Source organism: Glycomyces sp. NPDC050141, assembly GCF_055586545.1.
Window position 1 is genome coordinate 1 of record NZ_JBVJHZ010000015.1, and the last position, 16507, is coordinate 16507.

Annotated in this window: 13 protein-coding genes and 2 pseudogenes; 5 read left to right on the plus strand and 10 right to left on the minus strand. The window is 69.0% G+C overall.

From position 1 onward, the window contains the following. Positions 1–137: 137 nt before the first annotated feature. Positions 138–977, minus strand: coding sequence for a hypothetical protein (locus ACZ60M_RS11255; protein WP_465417072.1), 840 nt, complete (start codon positions 975–977; stop codon positions 138–140). 232 nt (positions 978–1209) lie between these two features. Between ACZ60M_RS11255 and ACZ60M_RS11260 the strand changes: the two genes are divergently transcribed. The 3 genes and pseudogenes from ACZ60M_RS11260 to ACZ60M_RS11270 all read left to right on the plus strand — a co-directional run bounded on the left by ACZ60M_RS11260 (position 1210) and on the right by ACZ60M_RS11270 (position 5271). After that, a complete protein-coding gene (locus ACZ60M_RS11260) occupies positions 1210–3780 on the plus strand; it encodes an ATP-binding protein (protein WP_465417074.1) in 2571 nt (856 codons plus the stop codon). A 141-nt stretch (positions 3781–3921) separates the two neighbouring features. Beyond that, positions 3922–4476, plus strand: a complete 555-nt coding sequence (locus ACZ60M_RS11265) for a hypothetical protein (protein ID WP_465417076.1) — start codon at positions 3922–3924, stop codon at positions 4474–4476. Positions 4477–4508: 32 nt separating this feature from the next. Continuing rightward, positions 4509–5271 (plus strand): annotated as a pseudogene (locus tag ACZ60M_RS11270) (transposase). A 294-nt stretch (positions 5272–5565) separates the two neighbouring features. Here the strand turns inward: ACZ60M_RS11270 and ACZ60M_RS11275 are convergent. From ACZ60M_RS11275 to ACZ60M_RS11290, 4 genes are read right to left on the minus strand one after another with little or no spacing between them, the layout of a single operon-like run. Further along, positions 5566–6276 (minus strand): hypothetical protein, encoded by a 711-nt coding sequence (locus ACZ60M_RS11275; RefSeq protein WP_465417078.1) that lies wholly within the window; start codon positions 6274–6276, stop codon positions 5566–5568. Between the two features lie 8 nt (positions 6277–6284). Further along, complete coding sequence (locus ACZ60M_RS11280; RefSeq protein ID WP_465417079.1) at positions 6285–7013, minus strand: WXG100 family type VII secretion target; 729 nt, start codon at positions 7011–7013, stop codon at positions 6285–6287. A gap of 11 nt (positions 7014–7024) precedes the next feature. After that, positions 7025–7339: a type VII secretion target gene (locus ACZ60M_RS11285; RefSeq protein WP_465417081.1), complete on the minus strand. Its 315-nt coding sequence runs from the start codon at positions 7337–7339 to the stop codon at positions 7025–7027. A gap of 4 nt (positions 7340–7343) precedes the next feature. Continuing rightward, positions 7344–7733: a YbaB/EbfC family nucleoid-associated protein gene (locus tag ACZ60M_RS11290; RefSeq protein WP_465417083.1), complete on the minus strand. Its 390-nt coding sequence runs from the start codon at positions 7731–7733 to the stop codon at positions 7344–7346. 338 nt (positions 7734–8071) lie between these two features. Between ACZ60M_RS11290 and ACZ60M_RS11295 the strand changes: the two are divergent. Together ACZ60M_RS11295 and ACZ60M_RS11300 are read left to right on the plus strand one after the other, a co-directional pair. Further along, a pseudogene (locus ACZ60M_RS11295) lies at positions 8072–10168 on the plus strand (AfsR/SARP family transcriptional regulator); the annotation flags it as partial. Between the two features lie 65 nt (positions 10169–10233). Then, positions 10234–10653 carry a tetratricopeptide repeat protein gene (locus ACZ60M_RS11300; RefSeq protein WP_465417223.1) on the plus strand — a complete coding sequence of 140 codons (420 nt, stop codon included), beginning with the start codon at positions 10234–10236 and terminating at the stop codon, positions 10651–10653. A gap of 138 nt (positions 10654–10791) precedes the next feature. On the opposite strand, the gene ACZ60M_RS11305 is transcribed toward ACZ60M_RS11300, so the two are convergent. The 5 genes from ACZ60M_RS11305 to ACZ60M_RS11325 form a co-directional block, all read right to left on the minus strand. Then, on the minus strand, positions 10792–11436 hold the full coding sequence (locus tag ACZ60M_RS11305) for a DUF4333 domain-containing protein (RefSeq protein WP_465417085.1): 645 nt from the start codon (positions 11434–11436) through the stop codon (positions 10792–10794). 243 nt (positions 11437–11679) lie between these two features. Next, positions 11680–14337 (minus strand): ATP-binding protein, encoded by a 2658-nt coding sequence (locus ACZ60M_RS11310; RefSeq protein ID WP_465417087.1) that lies wholly within the window; start codon positions 14335–14337, stop codon positions 11680–11682. 45 nt (positions 14338–14382) lie between these two features. Further along, the gene (locus tag ACZ60M_RS11315; protein WP_465417089.1) at positions 14383–15210 is read right to left on the minus strand and encodes an SIR2 family NAD-dependent protein deacylase; all 828 of its coding nucleotides are present in this window, start codon (positions 15208–15210) and stop codon (positions 14383–14385) included. After that, positions 15207–16103, minus strand: coding sequence for a protein-ADP-ribose hydrolase (locus tag ACZ60M_RS11320; protein ID WP_465417091.1), 897 nt, complete (start codon positions 16101–16103; stop codon positions 15207–15209). Before ACZ60M_RS11320 ends, ACZ60M_RS11315 begins: the two co-directional genes overlap by 4 nt. Positions 16104–16171: 68 nt before the next feature. Next, complete coding sequence (locus tag ACZ60M_RS11325; RefSeq protein WP_465417093.1) at positions 16172–16498, minus strand: MoaF-related domain-containing protein; 327 nt, start codon at positions 16496–16498, stop codon at positions 16172–16174. Positions 16499–16507: the final 9 nt, after the last annotated feature.

The following is a 16507-nucleotide window of genomic DNA, read 5'->3' on the forward strand; positions in this document are numbered from 1 at the left end:
TTCGCCCGCCCTGGGGCGCCGGGCCTTTCGGCCCGGCGCCCCGCAGTGTGGAAGGGCTGGCGGCATGACCAGCGGCCGATTAGACCAACCTAAAGGGACATCGCGGCCGCTCGCCGCCTCAGGGTCGTGGCAGGCGGTCAGTAGGCTTGCCGACCGGATCCCTTACGGGTGGAGGCGATGTTGAACGCCTGCCAGTGCGACTGGGAGGATCCGATGTATCCGCCCTTGCCGATTCGCACGAGGACCTCGTGCGCGTGTCGGCTCGACTGGTCTCCCCACACTCCGTCGATGTCCGTTCCCTTGCCCCAGATGTAGCGGCAGCAGGCCTGAACGTGCAGGACCTGAGCGCGGCTATCGCGGTGGAAGGTGGAGTAGCCGGTGCCGGACACGAGGTTGTCGATGTGGATGTGGTTGTGGTGGTCTGAGTTGTAGGGATAGGTAAGCACGTTCTGGAAGTGGTAGTGGAGGCTGGCTGAAGTCGCCCAGTAGCGTTTGCGGTGGGTGCTGAGGGTGCTGCCGGTCGTGTTCCTCCACGAGCCGTAGTTGGCCCAGAACCTCCTCGACAGGCTGCCGTTGACGGTGCTGTAGATGCGGGTCAGGTCGAAACCCCTGCCTTCGTTGTGAGCCGCGCTGTATCGGCCGTCGTAGTGGGCACCGAGGGTCCAGATCCGCATCGGCTTCAGCCAGCTGGTCGGCGTGTTCGTGTACCAGCGATCGAGCCACTGGCCCAGTTCGTCGTGGAAGGACGGCCGGTAACCGAACGAGGTGCGGGCCCCGGTTTCCTCGTAGACCGTCGGCTGTCCCCCGATGCCCGGGTAGCTGCTGATCGTGCCGTGCGCCTCGGCGGCGGACGCGGGCAGGAGGATGCCGGAGGCCGCCGCGACGGCACCTCCCGCTGCGAGGGTGAGGATCCGGCGGCGGTCGAGGCGGCCGGCTGACGGGGTGGGCTCTGTCGAGGCGTTGTTGTCGTCTTCCATGGGAGGGAAGCCTTCCTGTGCCGTTGGGGGGCATCGCGCGGCGCGACAGCAGCAGGAACTGCATGAACCGCTTGCGGTGCAACGGTCGGTGACCGACTCCGTCATTGCATCCAATGCGGCCGTTGGCTACAAGCTTCCGTTGAACTACTTTGAACTCACCCCTGGCGCAGGTGAACTACTTTGAACTCACCCCGGGCGCATCCGCCGCCCCTCGCCAGCGGAGGCCTTCCCCATGAACGCCGACCCTCGCCGATCCGGCACCGACTCCATCGCGAAGCTCTCCCCTTGGCTGGCCGTGCATCTCTCGGACAGCGGCCGGACCGTCGCCGAAGTGGCCGACGAACTCGGTGTGGGCGAGGGGACAGTTCGGTCCTGGCTTGCCGGTCACCGGCCCGACGATGAGAGCGGCAGGTTCGCACACCTCGACACTCCGGCCAAGCTCGGCAGCTGGCTGCGTGCCCGCATTGCGGACTCCGGTTGCAGCGTAAGGCAGATAGCGGAGACAACTGAAGACGTGAGCCGGGTGACGATCTACTACTGGCTTCGGGGCGAGCATCTCCCGAAGCCGCCGACCGCCGACGAGCCCGACCGCTTCGACCGGCTCCTCAGCAACCCCCGCCTGGGGCTGAGCCTGCGCGAGCGCGTGGAGCTCGACGAGGTCCGGCGCCGCCTCACCGGCACCTCCCTGAGCGCCGAGAGACCCGTCTCCGACTGGCCGGCCCGCGCCCTCCCGGCCGACGACCAGGCCTTCACCGGCCGGAACGAGGAGCAGCGGCGACTCGATCGCCTGCTGCGCGAGCACCATCGCGGCCGAGTGGTGGTCATCTCCGCCCTCACCGGGTCCGGCGGCGTCGGCAAGACCGCGCTCGCCGTGCACTGGGCCCGCAGCCGGGCCGTCAAGGCGCGGTTCCCCGACGGATGCCTGTACGTCAACCTGAACGGCTACGCCGACGTGCCGCCCACTGACCCGGAGCAGGCGCTGCGCGGCCTGCTGGAGCAGTTCGGCGTCGACCCGAAGGCCATGCCGGACGATCCTGACGCACTGGCCGCGCGGTACCAAGAGGCGTTGCGGGGCAAGCGATTGCTGATCGTGCTGGACAACGCCCACGCCGAACCGCAGGTTCGCCCGCTCCTGCCGACAGAACCGAACTGCCTGGTCGTCATCACCAGCAGGTGCCGACTCGACGGATTGCGCACCAGCCACTCTGGCATCGTCCACCTGGCCCTGGACACCCTCACCCCTGCCGAGGCCGCCTCTCTCCTACGCGGCCTCCTGGGACGCTTGACCGTCAAGGGGGCCGACGAAGACGAGATAGCGGCCTTCGCCGCAGCCTGCGGCCGCCTGCCGCTCGCGATCCACATCGCGGCCGCGAACTACCTGACCAACCACTCGCGCACGACCTCGATTGGCGAGTACGCTCGGGCGCTGACCGAAGACCGCCTCGGCCACTTGAATGTCGGTCCCACGGATCCGTCCACTTCAGTCGCAGCGGCGATCGACCGGTCCTACCGCCACCTCTCCACCTCGGCGCAACGGGCATACCGGCTGCTCGCCCTGCACCCGGGCCTGGACCTCACCGCCCCATTGGCGGCCAGCCTCACCGGCATGGGAGCCGGCGACACCGGGTCCGCTCTGATGGAGCTGACCCGGGCCAGCCTGCTCACCCAGAACGCCGAGGGCCGCTTCTCCCTCCATGACCTCGTGCGGGAACACGCCGTCGCCCTGGCTGAGCGCACCGACTCGGCGGCTGAGCGACGAAAGGCCATGCGGCGGCTGCTGGACCATTACACGCACACCGCTTGCCCCGCGGCCGCGCTGATTCGACCGAGCGGTGACGAGCTCACCCTCCCGCTGGGCGAGCCGAGTCCTGGCACCGTCCCCGAATCCCTCACCGAGCGGGCGGAGGCGCGGGCCTGGTTCGAAGCGGAGCATGCAGGAATGGCCGCCGCCGTGATCCGCCAACCGGAAGGCGAACTCGACGTCCAGGTCTGGCAGTCCGGCTGGGCGCTCTCCGGTTTCTACTACGTCCGCGGCCACATGCGCGATCAGGTCGTCCTCCAGCTCGCAGCCCTGGGCGCCGCAGAACGGATCGGCGACTCGGCCGCGCAGGCCCACTCCCATCGGCTCCTGGCCTGGAGCTATACGTGGCTCGGGCGGTTCGAGGACAGTCGCACGCATCTGATCCGGGCGTTGCGGCTCTCTGTCGCGGCCGATGATCGTATAGCGCAAGCGGCCGCTCACCACGGTTTTGCCAATCTGGCCGCAATGCAAGGGCATCACGACGCGGCGCTTGAACACTCCCGGCGGTTTCTGGAGGTTTCCAGTTCGCAGGGCAGTCGAATCAGCGTGTCCCGCGCGCTGAACTCGGTCGGCTGGTACCACGCGCAGCTCGGCGAGTACGCGGAGGCGATCGAATACTGCGAACGGGCGCTCGATGCCTGCCAAGAAGTCGAATCCGACCTCCGCCCCCATCTAGAGGCCGCCATATTGGACAGCCTCGGCTTCATCCACCATCGCCTCGGCAGGTACGAACGGGCCCGCGCCTATTATCACCTGGCCCTCGCACGCGTTCGCGAAGTCGGATCGCGCCGAGGAGAGGGCGATACGCTCGCGTCCCTCGGCGAACTCCACCTCTCGGCCGGTGATCCCGATGCCGCCCGCGAGGCTTTGGAGGAGGCGCTGGAAATCCTCTCCGACATCGGCCACGACAGCGCCGCCGGAATCCGGGCCAAACTCGCCGACATGGCAAGCGCCATTCGAGAGAGCAAGGAAGTCTGGAGGTCGGGAACGGCACACTCGTAACGGCACTCTAAAGGTTGTCCCGTTTTGAGACTGCTGCAGCTGGGTGCCGGGCCCACTCCTGCGACGATGCTGGCGAGAGGGCGCGGTCGCTGTTATGATCCGTCGCGCTCGGGAGATGGAGGTGCGGTGAGACCGTTGAGGGTGCATCACTACTACGAACGTGAGCTCGGACCGTTTCGAAACCTGTCGGACCTGCCGGCCGAGGAGGCCGAGGCGGTCATGCACGCGCTGCGCGAGCGCGGGGACGTGTTCGCGAGCCGCCGCTCGAACGATTACCTGATGGTGCGACGCGAGCTTGAGGACCGGGCGCGCGATCTGTTCGCCCGCAAGGGCGGCAGGCCGGTCAGGGCCAGGCCCCACTACATGACGCTCGGCGCCTGCACGTGGCTCCTGGACTGGTACCGCCAGGGCCGGGAGTTGGCGATCGGGCTTGACCAATTCGATCCGTCGGCGATCAGCTTTACCTACGGGGACCTGTTCCCGGCAATGCGGCTAGCCGACCAGCGGCCCTACTGGGGGCAGGTCTTCACTGTCGAGGAGATCGGAGTCTTGATCGACCAGTACGGTTTGCCGCAGGAGTGGAACGCCGACGGTTCGCGCGGTCCTGAGCGCTACATCGAGGCCCAAGTCTGGGACGACGCACCGCTTGCCGGACACCTCCGCCAAGGCGCAGAATCCCAGAGCATGTCCACGTAATTCCATGCACCGCAACGGTTTACGATGACACCGTGGATGTGGTGACCGCAGCGGAAGCGTGCTGGATCGAACCATTCTCGGGGCTGCGGCCCCGGGCATTCGCCAAGTTGGTACGCCAACTGCACAGAGACGGCGCCGAAGCGAGGCGCCGGGGGCGGCCCTGGAGCCTGCCGCTGGAAGACCGGGTGCTGCTGGTCGCCTCGTACTGGCGGACCAACCTGACCTTGCGCCAACTCGCGCCGCTGTTCGGGATCTCCAAGTCAGCGGCCGCCCGCATCATCGATGACCTGGGCCCCAAGCTCGCACTGCGGCCCCGCCAGAGGTCACTCCAGGCACGGTCCTTATCGTCGACGGCACCCTGGTGCCGACCCGCGACCGCTCGATCGCCGCCCCGAGCAAGATCTATCGGTATTCGACCAACCATCAGGTCGTCATCGACGCAGACTCACAGCAGGTGGTCATCGTCGGCGCACCCCTACCGGGCAACCGCAACGACTGCCGAGCGTTCGGGGAATCCGGCGCTGAGTACGCCTGCCGCAACGTCGATGTCATCGCCGACGGCGGCTACATCGCAACTTCCGCGATCATCCGCATCGCCGCAGGCCCGGTGAGGCGCTTCCCGCTTGGAAGGAGCAGCACAACACCTCACACCGGCAGGTCAGAGCACGTGTCGAGCACGCGTTCGCGCGGATGAAGACCTGGAAGATTCTGCGGGACTGTCGCCTGCGTGGAGACGGCGTCGCAACCGCAATGCTCGGCATTGCCCGCCTCCGCAACCTCGCCCGAACCACCTGATCGGACGACTGCCCCAGTCGCTGCCGCCGCTCACCGCCGAAACGAATAGCGGGACAACCTTTAGCGAGAGCAAGTCAGAATCGGTTTCAAGTTCGCGGGCGCTCGGACTGGTTGTGCGGTACGGGGCTTCGGGTTCGCTCGGTCATCCCGCAGCGGGGCCGCCATCTGCTGGAGGCGGCTAACAGAAATGTCAGACCGGGCATCCGACATCCTTGGTACCAGCACCCCGCTTCACCCGAACGAGACTTTTGCATGAGCTTCCTAGTAGCCCATTTCCTTGCAAGCGCTGTCCCACTAGAACGGGCCAAGCTCTTCAACGAGTTTCACGTGTCCCTTCAACGACGGGTAGCAGGTGGTGATCATGTCCTTGTAGGCCTGGTCGTACTTGTGGAAGTCCTTGCCGGGGGTGCCGTGCGGGTTCGACGCACCCGGTTCGGCCTGCATCTTGGTGTAGTGGGCGGCGAGCTTGCTCCGGAGGTCGTTGATTTCGAGCACGAGCGCATCAGCCATGGTGTCCGGGTACTTCCGCCCCGTGTCCTCTCCATCCTTCTTCCCGGTGAGCGCATCGGTGAGCTTCGAGAGGTAGGTCTTGTAGGCGCCGCTGCCCGTGGTGGTGAGCGCGCGGTGGTCCTCGTAGTCGAGGACGACTGCCGAAGCATTGCCCGCACTCCATTTGCTGCCGTTCTCGTTGACGAAGCCCAGGCCCTCCATGACCTTCTTCGGAGGTGTGTGGTTGGACTCCAGACCCAGTCCCTTGATCCCGCCGTGGTTCTTGTGCCAGCCGCCCTTGTACGGATCGGCGAGGCCCGGGTTCGGCCGCTTGGTGAGCGAGTTCGTCGGTTTGAGCGTGGTCGGGGACGGGCCGAGCCCGACCTGGTGGAGCTTCCCCGGCCGGCATTCCTTCAGCTTGACGTTCGCGTTGCCGATGCCCTCAGAGATGGTCGTGCCGGGACTGACGCCGTCGGCGTGGTGCGCAGATCCGTTACCGCTGTTCTTCTTGCTCATGGTGGTCCCTAGATGTCGAGGAGTGCGCGAAGCGATTGGATACTGGTGACGAGGCCCATGAGCCAGCCGAAGATCCGGCCGGTCCACTTGACGACGGCGACCGCGAGCTGACTGGTGACGACTGGGCCCAGGATGCCGCCGCTGGCGTAGAGCTCGATCAGCCAGACCACCACCTTCGCAATGCAGTCGGCGATGAAGTCCCGGATGAACTCGCGGACCATCTGTACGAGCGACCCGGCACCGCGCGTGGCGGCGGCCATGCCCGCAGCCGTGCCCGAAAGGCACCCGGCGGCTTCGATGTTGCCCGTCAGCATCGCCCGGTAGGCGTCGGACGCGTCGCCTTGCCAGCCGTCAAGGTCGCCGTCGAGACCGGATTGCAGGTCGCCCGCGACTTCCATGAGTTCGGCAGCAATGTTGTCCCATGTCATCGCATGCGTCTCGATCGCCTGCGGGTCCCCGGCGAGCCAGTCGAGTGCCTCCTTGAGCGGCTCGATCTGCTCCATTGCCCATGAGATGCCCATCGAGAGCAGCGTGCTGAACGGGTCGATCGCGACCGAGGCGGCATCGAGCGCCAAACCCAGACCCGCGATGGACGCGTCGACCCACTCGCGTTTCTCGATGGCTTCCGCATAAGAGTTGTAGTTCTCGGCGAAGGAGAGGCCGGTGCTGCCGTCACGGTAAGCGTCGCTCTCCTTCGTGATGTCGCCCTCGGTAGCGACGAGCGAGGTATCAGACATGTTGGCATCCTTCATATCTCGGCTTCAAGCGCGGCGAAGTCCGCGGACGCCGCCTCATCGGCGGCTTCGTACAGGTCGACGCATTCGACGACCGCCGCCGAAAGCAGTTCGATGTTCTCGGTGAGCAGGTCCACGGCTTCGTCCTGCTCCTCGTGCCTGCCTTCGAGGATCATCGGGAAGAAGCTGCAGAGCTGGCCGTACGCCTCGTCGTCCTGGACGATGTGGGCGCTGGCCTCGCGGATCGCGGTAAAGCGATCGGTCACGGCGAGGAGGCGGGTGGCGTGGTCGCGGAGGGCGTCGGGGTCGACGCTGATGGAGGCGGACACGGGGTCACCACCGTTCCGGTTCGGGGGCTTCGGGTCGGGGGAATCCGGCGAGCATGGCGCGGCCAGTGGGCGAGTCGGCGCCGATCGTCTCGCGTACGACCTCAGTGGCGGCGTCGGCGAGGTCGGCCTGGGCGCGCCGGTAGGTTTCGAGGACGACGCGTTCGGTGAACTCCGGGGCCTGCCGGAGGACGCGTGCGGAGAGCCGCAGTTCGATGAGCTTCCCGGCGGCGTCGACGGTGACGGAGGCGACGCCGTTCTCGTCGGTGGCCGTGACGCGCAGCGCCTGGAGCCCCTCGCTGGCGGCCTGGGTCTCGGCGGCACGCTGCTCCGTGCGCTCCATCCATTCCTTCAGCCGCGACTGGGCGTCCTCCATGTCGAGCAGGGGGTCGTTCATGCCCTTCACCTCCGGATTCGTTCGGGCGGAAGGTCATCGTGGCGGCCGGGCGCACGGATCGTGCACGGATAATGCACGGATTCTGTGGGACACTCGGCTTCTCGGAGTGAACGGCAGGACGTGACGATATGGGCATCGATTTCCGCGTGCTCGGGCCGCTGGAGGTCCGCGGCGAAGGCGGCGCGGTCCCGGTCCGCGGGCGGCACCATCCGAGACTGCTCGTGCTGCTGCTCGACGAGGCGAACCGGGTGGTCCCGGTCGACCGGCTCGTGGAGGGGCTGTGGGAGGGCGACCCGCCCGACACCGCAGCACGGCAGGTGCAGAACATCGCGGCCGCCATGCGCAGGCAGCTCGGCGAGGCGGGCGAGCGGCTGGAGAAGGTCGGTGCAGGGTACCGGTTCACCGCAGCCGAGCACGAGTTGGACGTCTTGCGGTGCAAGCGGAACGAGGCGAGGGCACGGGAGTTTGCGGCCTCGGGCCGGCCGGACCGGGCCGCGGCGGTGCTCCGGGAGGCGCTGGCCGAATGGCGCGGGCCCTCACTCGCCGACCAGTCGGGACGCATGGTCGAAGCGGTCGCGCGCCGCCTCGACGAGTACCGCCTCCGGCTCCTGACCGAACGCATCGACCTGGATCTCCGGCTCGGCCTGCACGAGGCGCTCATCCCCGAGTTGCAGCGGCTCGCCGCGGACCATCCGCTGCGCCAGCGGTGCTGCGAGCAGCTCATGACGGCCCTGTACCGGTGCGGGCGCGGCCCCGAAGCGCTCCAGGCCTACGCGGACCTGAGCGCCCGACTCGCGGAGCAACTCGGCATCGACCCCGGGCCCGAGCTGCGCGAGCTGCACACCGCGATCCTCAGGGAAGACACCGGCCTGCGGCCCGAGCCCGATCCGGCCGCGCCTGCGGTCGTGCACGTTCCGGCGATGCTGCCCGCCGACACCGCCGCCTTCACCGGCAGGGACGACGTCCTCGGGCACCTCGACGACCTGCTGGAGACCGCCGCGGGTCTGGCCCTGGTCACCGGCACCGGCGGTATCGGGAAGTCCACACTGGCCTCGCACTGGGCGCACCGCGTCGCCGACCGGTTCCCCGACGGGCAGCTGCACGCCAACCTGCGCGGCTTCGACCTCCACGGGGAGCCCATGGCGCCCGGGGCGGCGGTGCGGCTCTTCCTCGGTGCGCTCGGCGTCCCGGCAAGGCAGATCCCCGCCGACGGCGACGCGCAGATCGCGCTCTACCGGGGCCTCGTCGCCGACAAGCGGATCCTCGTGGTGCTCGACAACGCCCGCGACGCGGCCCAGGTCCGGCCGCTCCTGCCCGCGGGGCCCGGGACGTTCACGCTCGTCACCAGCCGCAACGAACTCACCGGACTGCTCGCGCAGGGCGCCAGGCCCGCGCCGCTGGACGTCCTCGGGCCCGAGGAGTCCGAGCGGCTCCTCACCGAGCGGCTCGGGCGGCGCAGGGTCGAGGCCGACCCCGATGCGTTGCAGCGCATCCTGACCGCGTGCCGGGGGCTCCCGCTCGCCCTGTCGATCGCCGCCGCCCGGGCCGCCAGCAGGCCCGCGTTCCCCTTGGCCTCCCTCGCCTCCGAGCTCAGCGGCGACCTCGAAGCGTTCGCGGGCGACGACCCGGCGACCGACATCCGGACCGTGTTCTCCTGGTCCTACAGGGCGCTAACCCCGGACTCGGCCCGCCTGTTCCGGCTCCTGGGCCTGCACCCCGGCCCCGACTGGTCCGCCCCCGCCGCCGCGAGCCTCGCCGCCGTCCCGGTGCAACACGCCCGCAGGCTCCTGCGCGAACTCGCCACCGCCCACCTCATCACCGAGCACCTCCCGGGCCGGTACACGCTCCACGACCTCCTGCGCGCCTACGCAGGCGAACTCACCGCGGCAACCGACGCCGAAGCGGACCAGCGCACGGCGCTCCTGCGGATCCTCGACCACTACCTCCACTCCGCGTACGGGGCGGCCATGCTGCTCTACAAGCAGCGCGACCCCATCGACATCGGCGCTCCCGCCGAGGGCTGCGCACCGGAGCGGTTCGGCGAGCTGCACGAGGCGATCGCCTGGTCCGTCGCCGAGCACCAGGCGCTCACCGCCGCCGTCCGCTCCGCCGACCGGGAGCACCTGCGCACCCATGCCTGGCGACTCGCCTGGTCCATGACGAACATGTTCCAGCGCATCGGAAGCCCTCAGGACGGCATCGAGACGCTCCTGCTCGGACTCCGCGCCGCCGAGCATGAGGGCGCGGTCGCCGGGCAGGTCCAGCTGCTGCGCCACATCGCGCTGCTCTACCTCCACCTCGGCCGCGACGACCAGGCGTTCGCGCGCCTCCAGCAGGCCCTGGAACTGTGCGCCGAGACCGACGAGCGCGCGCTGCTCGCGCGCGTCCACCGGAGCACCGCGAACGTCCACGGGCGGCTCGACCGCTACAAGCAGGCCTTGATCACGGGAAGACGGCCCTGCGGATCTTCCGCGAGATCGGGAACCGGCCCGGAACCGCCATGGCGCTCAACAGCGTCGGCTGGTACCTCGCGAACCTCGGCCGCCACGACGAGGCCATGGAGTACTGCCTGGAGTCCCTCGCCGAAAGCCGCGCCGTCGGCGACTTCGGCCACGTCGCATCGGTCCTCGACAGCATCGGCTACATCCACCACTGCCGGGGCGAGCACCGCAAGGCGGTCGCCTACTACCGGGAGGTGCTGGAGCAGTATGGGAGCGTCAGCAGCCGCACCAGCATGGCGAACACGGCCGAGCACCTCGGCGACGCCCTCGTCGCGCTCGGCGACACCGCCGCCGCTCGGGAGGCGTGGCTCCAGGCGCTCACCGTCCGCGAGGCGCTCGGGCCCCTCGAGATCGAACGCATCAACGGCAAGCTCCGCGCACTGGACGGGCACCATCAGGAATCTTGGCGGGTTTCCTGATGGCGGATCCGGGGCGCCGGGCAGCATCTGCTGATCCCTCGAACCAGGCCGCAGCACCCGGGTTCAGCTCGCGGTCGTAGACCAGCTCGTCGCGGAAGGTCGCGGCGTTGGAGAAGTTGCCGTCGAGCACACACGGTCCTAGCGGTTCAACGGGGTGTCATCCACCTCAGCTTCGAAGTTGAAGGTGTTGGCCTCGACGTCGATGCTGGAGATGGTGACGGTGATGGTGTACTCCGCATCCGTCGAGGCGTCGATCAGCACGCAGGAGTGGACCGCGCCCGCGTAAAGGGTTCTCGTGGTGGTGTCGCCGCAGTCGATCTCGTTACCGGATCCCCATTCGTGCGCCACCGCGTCCGCGACCGCCGCGGCGAAGTCTGGAGCGGGAACCACAATGCTGTTCGCGTCGGCGGCCGGTGCCGAAGTGTCGTTCTCGGCAGGATCGGATGCGGGGGCCTCGCTAGTGGCGCCGTTGGGCTCGGAGGCGACTTCCACGCTGATCTCGTAGTCCCTGCCCTCGACGCTGGTGAAGGTGATGGTGGCGTCGTATGCAGCGCCGGTCTCCGTGGAGGTCGCCACGCAGTCGACCTCCTTGTCTTGAGCGACGATGATCGAGTCGTCTCCGCAGTCGAGGTCGGGACGCGAGCCGGTCTCCTTCTCCAGGGCGTCCGCGGCCAGGTCGGCGAGTTCCTCGCCGGAAACCGTGGGTCCGGCTTCGGCAGTGCACGCCGCGAGTCCGAGGAGCGCGAGGGCAAAGGGCAGGGCCGCTAGTTTTCGGTTGGGCACAACAGGGCCTTTCATTCGGTGGGTGGGGATTGCGGTCGCTTGGCGTGCGTACTCGGATTCCTGCTGCGGCCGTGGACGATGCCGGCCTGAGCCGACACTGAGGCAATTTTTCCTGCAGGAGACGTGGCATTCAAGGCGGAACACCGGCGGGATAGCGGCAGGAGAGGCGCAGTCGGTGGACGACATCGCACGTCAGGTGAAGGCTTATCGACCGCGTCATCGACGACCTCGCCCCAAAGAGGTTCAGTCAGTTCGCGACGAGGGCTTCTGGGGGCTCAAGGCACGAGCCTGGTCGCGCCAGGTGCGGGCGGTCTCCGGGTCGGTAGTGCAGTCGGCGAGGAGCTGAAGCGACGTCGCCTCACCGGCGCGGTGCCCTGTCTGCCGGTGGATCTCCATGGCCTCGGTCGCCCGGTCGGCGGCTTCGGCGAGATGTCCGGCCCGCAGGTCGATCGCTGCGAGCACGTTGAGCGCCCGCCCTTCCAGGAACCGGTATTCGGCTTTCCGGGCTAGCTGCAGTGCGCGAACGGCCGCGTCCTCGGCTCCGGCGTCGCCGCTGCGCAGCAGCGCGCCCGCGCGGCCCACGATCCCCTCGACCCGGTGGAAGACGGTGGCGTCGTGCTCGGTCATGGCGAGCACGCGGTCGTAAAGGTCGACCGCCTCCTGGTGATCGCCCGCGGCGTCGAGGGCGGCGGCCAAGGTGACCATCCCGGAGGCCCGGATTCGATGGTCGGCGTCGCCGGTCCGCTCTGCGGTCACCTGCCCCGCGAGTTCCAGGGCCTCCGCTGTCCGCCCTGCGGCTAGCAGGAGCCGTGCCCGCACCCCGGGAATGTCGCTGGTCCTGTCGATGCTGACGCTGGTGCGCTCCAGGTCGGCCGCCTCGTCGAGGTGTGCGGTGGCGAGGTCGAGGCGCCCGCGGTGGATCTGGATCTCGGCCAGATGCGTCAGCAGGGTCAGGCGGATCGGGTCGTTGCCCGCCTCTGTCGCGAATTTCAGCGACTGCTCGAGGTAGTCGATGCCCGTGTCGAGCTCTCCCATGAGGGAGTGGAAGAGCCCGATCAGGTGCAGGTTCGTGCCCTCGGCGCGATGCTCGCCGATCTCCCGGTACGCGTGCATCGCACCGTAGGCGTGCTCCAGCCCGTCGCGCATCCGGCCTTGGCGGTAGCAGGCCATCGCCGTGTTTCCCTCGCTCGCCGCAGCACCGGCGGGCCAATCGGCGCGGCGGGCGAAGTCGGCGGCGTCTCGCAGGTGGTCGATGGCCTCCGCGAGCAGGTTGGAGCGCATCAGTGCGCAGCCCAGCGCGAGTGCCGCCGAGGCCATACCGAGCGGATCGCCGACGTCGGACGCCGCCGTCAATGCAGCCGTGTTCATGCGCACGCCGTCGTCGCCGAGCATGTGGAGCCACACGTATCCGCGCAACACGTCGGCCAAGAGCCAGGTGAACCGCGCCCGCCCGTGCGCGGCGGCGAGTTCCACGGCCGCGATGAGGTTCCCCCACTCGGCCTCCAGCCACTGCGCCGCCTCCGCAGCCGTCGGTTCGAAGCCGTCCGCAGTGTCGGGGAGGGGCAGGCTGACCATCGCAGGGTAGAGCGCCGCGCGGCAGGCGGCGGCCGCGTGCAGGTACCAGTCGAGCAGCCTGTCGAAGGCGGCATCGCGATCGGGCTGCGGCACTTCGGATTCGAGGAGTTCGACCGCGTACGCGCGGATCAGGTCGTGGAGGCGGTGGCGGCCCGGGCGGCCGTACTCGACCAGGTGAGCGTCCGCAAGGGACCGAAGTGCCCGTCCGGCGTCTACCTCGGGACCGCCGTGGAGCCGCACGGCCACATCCGTGTCGAAGTCAGGGCCGGGGATGACGGCCAGCAGCCGGAACAGCCGGGCCGCGTCGGGGTCGAGCGAGCGGTAGGACCAGGAGAACACCGCCCTGAGGTCCATCGACGGCTCATCGATCGCGAGCGCGTCGAGCCGCGAGGCGGCCAGCTCGTCGGCGACGGTGCCCAAAGCGAGATCGGGCCGTGTCGCGGCCCTGGCACCGGCGATGGCGAGAGCCAGCGGGAGTCCTGCGCACGAGCCCAGGACCCGTTCCGCCGCTTCGGGTTCGGCCGCGAGTCGCGCTGCCCCGAGCTGCCGTTCGAGCAGGGCGGCGGCTTCGGCGCTGTCGAAGGTCCCGACCTCGATGGTCGCCGCCCCGTGCGACGCCGCGAGCCCGACGAGCCGACGACGGCTGATCACCACCGTGTGCACCTGGGCGCCGTCTGGAAGCAGCGGCCGCACCTGCTCCGCGTCACGGACGTTGTCGAGGATCAGCAGCCGCCGCTCCCTGCCAATAAGCGTGCGATAGAGACCGAGCCGAGCGTTGGCGTCGGCCGGCATGCGCTGAGGTTCCACCCCCAACGTGCCGAGCAGGAATCGGACCGCCTCGGCCGATTCCATTGCGGTCGCACCGGGAGCGAAGCCGCGCAGGTCCACATAAAGCCTCCCACCGGGGAACCGCTCGGCCGACCCGTGCGCCCATTGCAGGGCCAGCATCGTCTTGCCGACGCCCCCGGTACCGGACAAGACGACGAGAGGGCTCGACCCCGAGGCCGCCGCTTCGTCCAGCCTCGCGAGACTCGCGCTGCGGCCGGTGAACGCGGTCGTGCCCGACGGGAGCGTCATCGGTGCGAGGTCCCGCGCCGCGGGCTCCTCCGGCGCTCCGGCCAGCATCGCCCGGTCGGCCTCGTCCAGATCCAACGCCTCGATCAGCAACCGCAGGGTTCTCGGCTGCGGCCGGACCTTCCCCGACTCGATGTCCCGCACGGTGCGCGTCCCGACCCCCGATTTGAGGGCGAGCTCCTCTTGCGTCATCATCGCCCGCAGCCGCAGCGGCCGGAGATGAACGGTGGCTTTGGAACGGGGGTCGGCCATGCGGCAATGATAGGCCGACCTGGGAGGTGCCGCTCCTGGCCTGGATCAGCGCATAGTGCCGAGAACGGTGGCGTCGGCTTTGACGGCGAGTGCGCGGTCGGCGAGTTCGGCTGGGACTTCGGGGTGGTCGCGGTTGATGCGGATGAGGCGGGCGCGGGGGTCACGGTAGGCGAGTTGTTCTGCGGGCCAGCGGATGACGGAGGGTGTGTTGAAGCCCGAGCCGATGTCGAGGACGACCGTGTGCTCCTCTGCGGACCGGGACTCGAGCCATGCGAGGAGGCGGTCTCGGCCGGGCCGGTAGGGGTCGTCGATGAACTCGGGTCCTTTGCGCACGTTGGGGAAGACGGTGCCGCCGCAGTTCGGGCAGTGCGGGATCGCGTCCGGGTCGGTGATCTGGCCGGTCTCGGGGTCGTAGGCGGCCAGGGCGGCCTCGACGGCGGACTGTGCGGGCCAGGTCTGGCGGGTGCACGGGGTGTCGCATTGGAGGAGCCCGTAGTCGCCCTGCGGTGTCCAGACGCGTTCGGGGTCGAACCCGTTGCGTTCGAAGAGGGCGTCGACGTTCGAGGTCATGACGAAGTGGTCGCGGTCGCCGACGAGTTCCCGTAGCCGCGTGTACAGCGGGTTGGGGTTCGGGTCGAAGCGGATGTCGGCGAGGTGGACCGACCAGTAGCCCCACAGCAGCGGTTGCGGCAGGTCGAGGCCGATAAGCTGGTAGCGGGCGGTCAGGCCGCGCTGGTGGAGTGCGGGGAAGAGCTCGGCGAAGCGGGCGGCGTCGGTGTAGTCGTACCCGGCGGCGGCCGAGAGCCCGGCGCCTGCGGTGATGAGGACGCGGTCGGCGTCGTCGATCCATGCTTGTGCGGTTCGGAGGTTCACAGTGCCGTCTCCTTCAGGGCGGTCTCGTACGTAGCCTGGTCGGCCGGGGTGAAGTTGCAGCAGATGATGCGTTCGAAACGGCCGGGATGGGCGGCGGCCCACGTGTCGATGGCGCGCAGCGCGGTGCGGGCGGCGTCGGGTTTCGGGTAGCCGAAGACGCCGGTGCTGACGGCGCAGAACGCCAAGGTGCGGACCTCGTCGACCTCGGCGGCGAGGTCGAGGCAGGCGGTGTAGCAGTCGGCAAGGGCCCGTTCGTGTTCGGCGCGGAGCGGGCCGTCGACGATGGGTCCGACGGTGTGGAGTACGTAGCGGGCCGGCAGGTGGTAGCCGCGGGTGATCTTGGCGGTGCCTGCGGGCTCGGGCGCGCCCTGTCTGTCCATGATCTGGGCGCAGTCCTGGCGCAGGCGCGGTCCTGCCGCGGTGTGGATCGCGTTGTCGATGCATGCGTGGAGCGGCTGGAAGCAGCCGAGCATGGCGCTGTTGGCGGCGTTGACGATTGCGTCGGCGCCGAGCTGGGTGAGGTCGCCTTGCCACAGCGCCAGCGGTGTGCCGGGCCGGACGGTCGGCACCAGGTTCGGATCGGTCGCGGTCTGCGACGCACGGCGGCCCGCCAGGAGCGCGTCAAGGACGTCGTCGGCGCCTGGCGGCAGCGGTGCGGGCGGCCGGAGGTTGAGTACTGCCCGTAGTGCGAGGGCGGCCTCGGTGTCGCTGAGTGCGGCGATGCGGCCCTCGTTCAACGCCAGCGGTGCCGCTGACGGTTCAAAGGCCAAGGTACGCAGCGCGGTTCGTGTCAGGGCGTCGAATCGATCCGGTGCGGCGGGTTCGGTGGCGGGCGTGAACGGCCGGTCGAGGTCGATCGCCTCGCGGTAGTCGTCGAGTTCGAGGAGGGTCATCGGGTGTCCCGGGGAGATGGGTCCGGCCCCTGGCCGAGGCCGGGGCCGGACCGTTGGTGTACTGCGGTTCAGGCCAGTTCGCGGAAGGTTCCGGTGTGGAGTTCCCCGATACGGCCGGTGTCGGTCTCGTAGGTCCAGAAAGCGTGGATGACGCCCTCGTTCCAGTTCATCGCGTGCGTGATCGACATGCCGGACGCCTCGGTCCAGCCGACCAGGTACACGCCGGGTGCGATCTCGGCGGCTTGGAGCCGCACGTCCTCGGCCGCGCCCTTGGTGGGGCCGTCGACGGCCTCGTAGTGCAGGCCCGCACCGTCGGCCGAGTACGTGTTGTGGAAGACCACGCCGTTGTCGACCTTGAACTCGATCGTCTTGCCCGCGAACGCGAATCCGCCCATGACCGCGCC

Bases quoted from the DNA above. Each gene is read 5' to 3' on its own strand.
- ACZ60M_RS11255 (WP_465417072.1), bottom strand. From the start codon at position 977: ATGGAAGACGACAACAACGCCTCGACAGAGCCCACCCCGTCAGCCGGC.
- ACZ60M_RS11260 (WP_465417074.1), top strand. From the start codon at position 1,210: ATGAACGCCGACCCTCGCCGATCCGGCACCGACTCCATCGCGAAGCTC.
- ACZ60M_RS11275 (WP_465417078.1), bottom strand. From the start codon at position 6,276: ATGAGCAAGAAGAACAGCGGTAACGGATCTGCGCACCACGCCGACGGC.
- ACZ60M_RS11280 (WP_465417079.1), bottom strand. From the start codon at position 7,013: ATGTCTGATACCTCGCTCGTCGCTACCGAGGGCGACATCACGAAGGAG.
- ACZ60M_RS11290 (WP_465417083.1), bottom strand. From the start codon at position 7,733: ATGAACGACCCCCTGCTCGACATGGAGGACGCCCAGTCGCGGCTGAAG.
- ACZ60M_RS11300 (WP_465417223.1), top strand. From the start codon at position 10,234: ATGGCGCTCAACAGCGTCGGCTGGTACCTCGCGAACCTCGGCCGCCAC.
- ACZ60M_RS11310 (WP_465417087.1), bottom strand. From the start codon at position 14,337: ATGGCCGACCCCCGTTCCAAAGCCACCGTTCATCTCCGGCCGCTGCGG.
- ACZ60M_RS11320 (WP_465417091.1), bottom strand. From the start codon at position 16,103: ATGACCCTCCTCGAACTCGACGACTACCGCGAGGCGATCGACCTCGAC.
- ACZ60M_RS11325 (WP_465417093.1), bottom strand. From the start codon at position 16,498: ATGGGCGGATTCGCGTTCGCGGGCAAGACGATCGAGTTCAAGGTCGAC.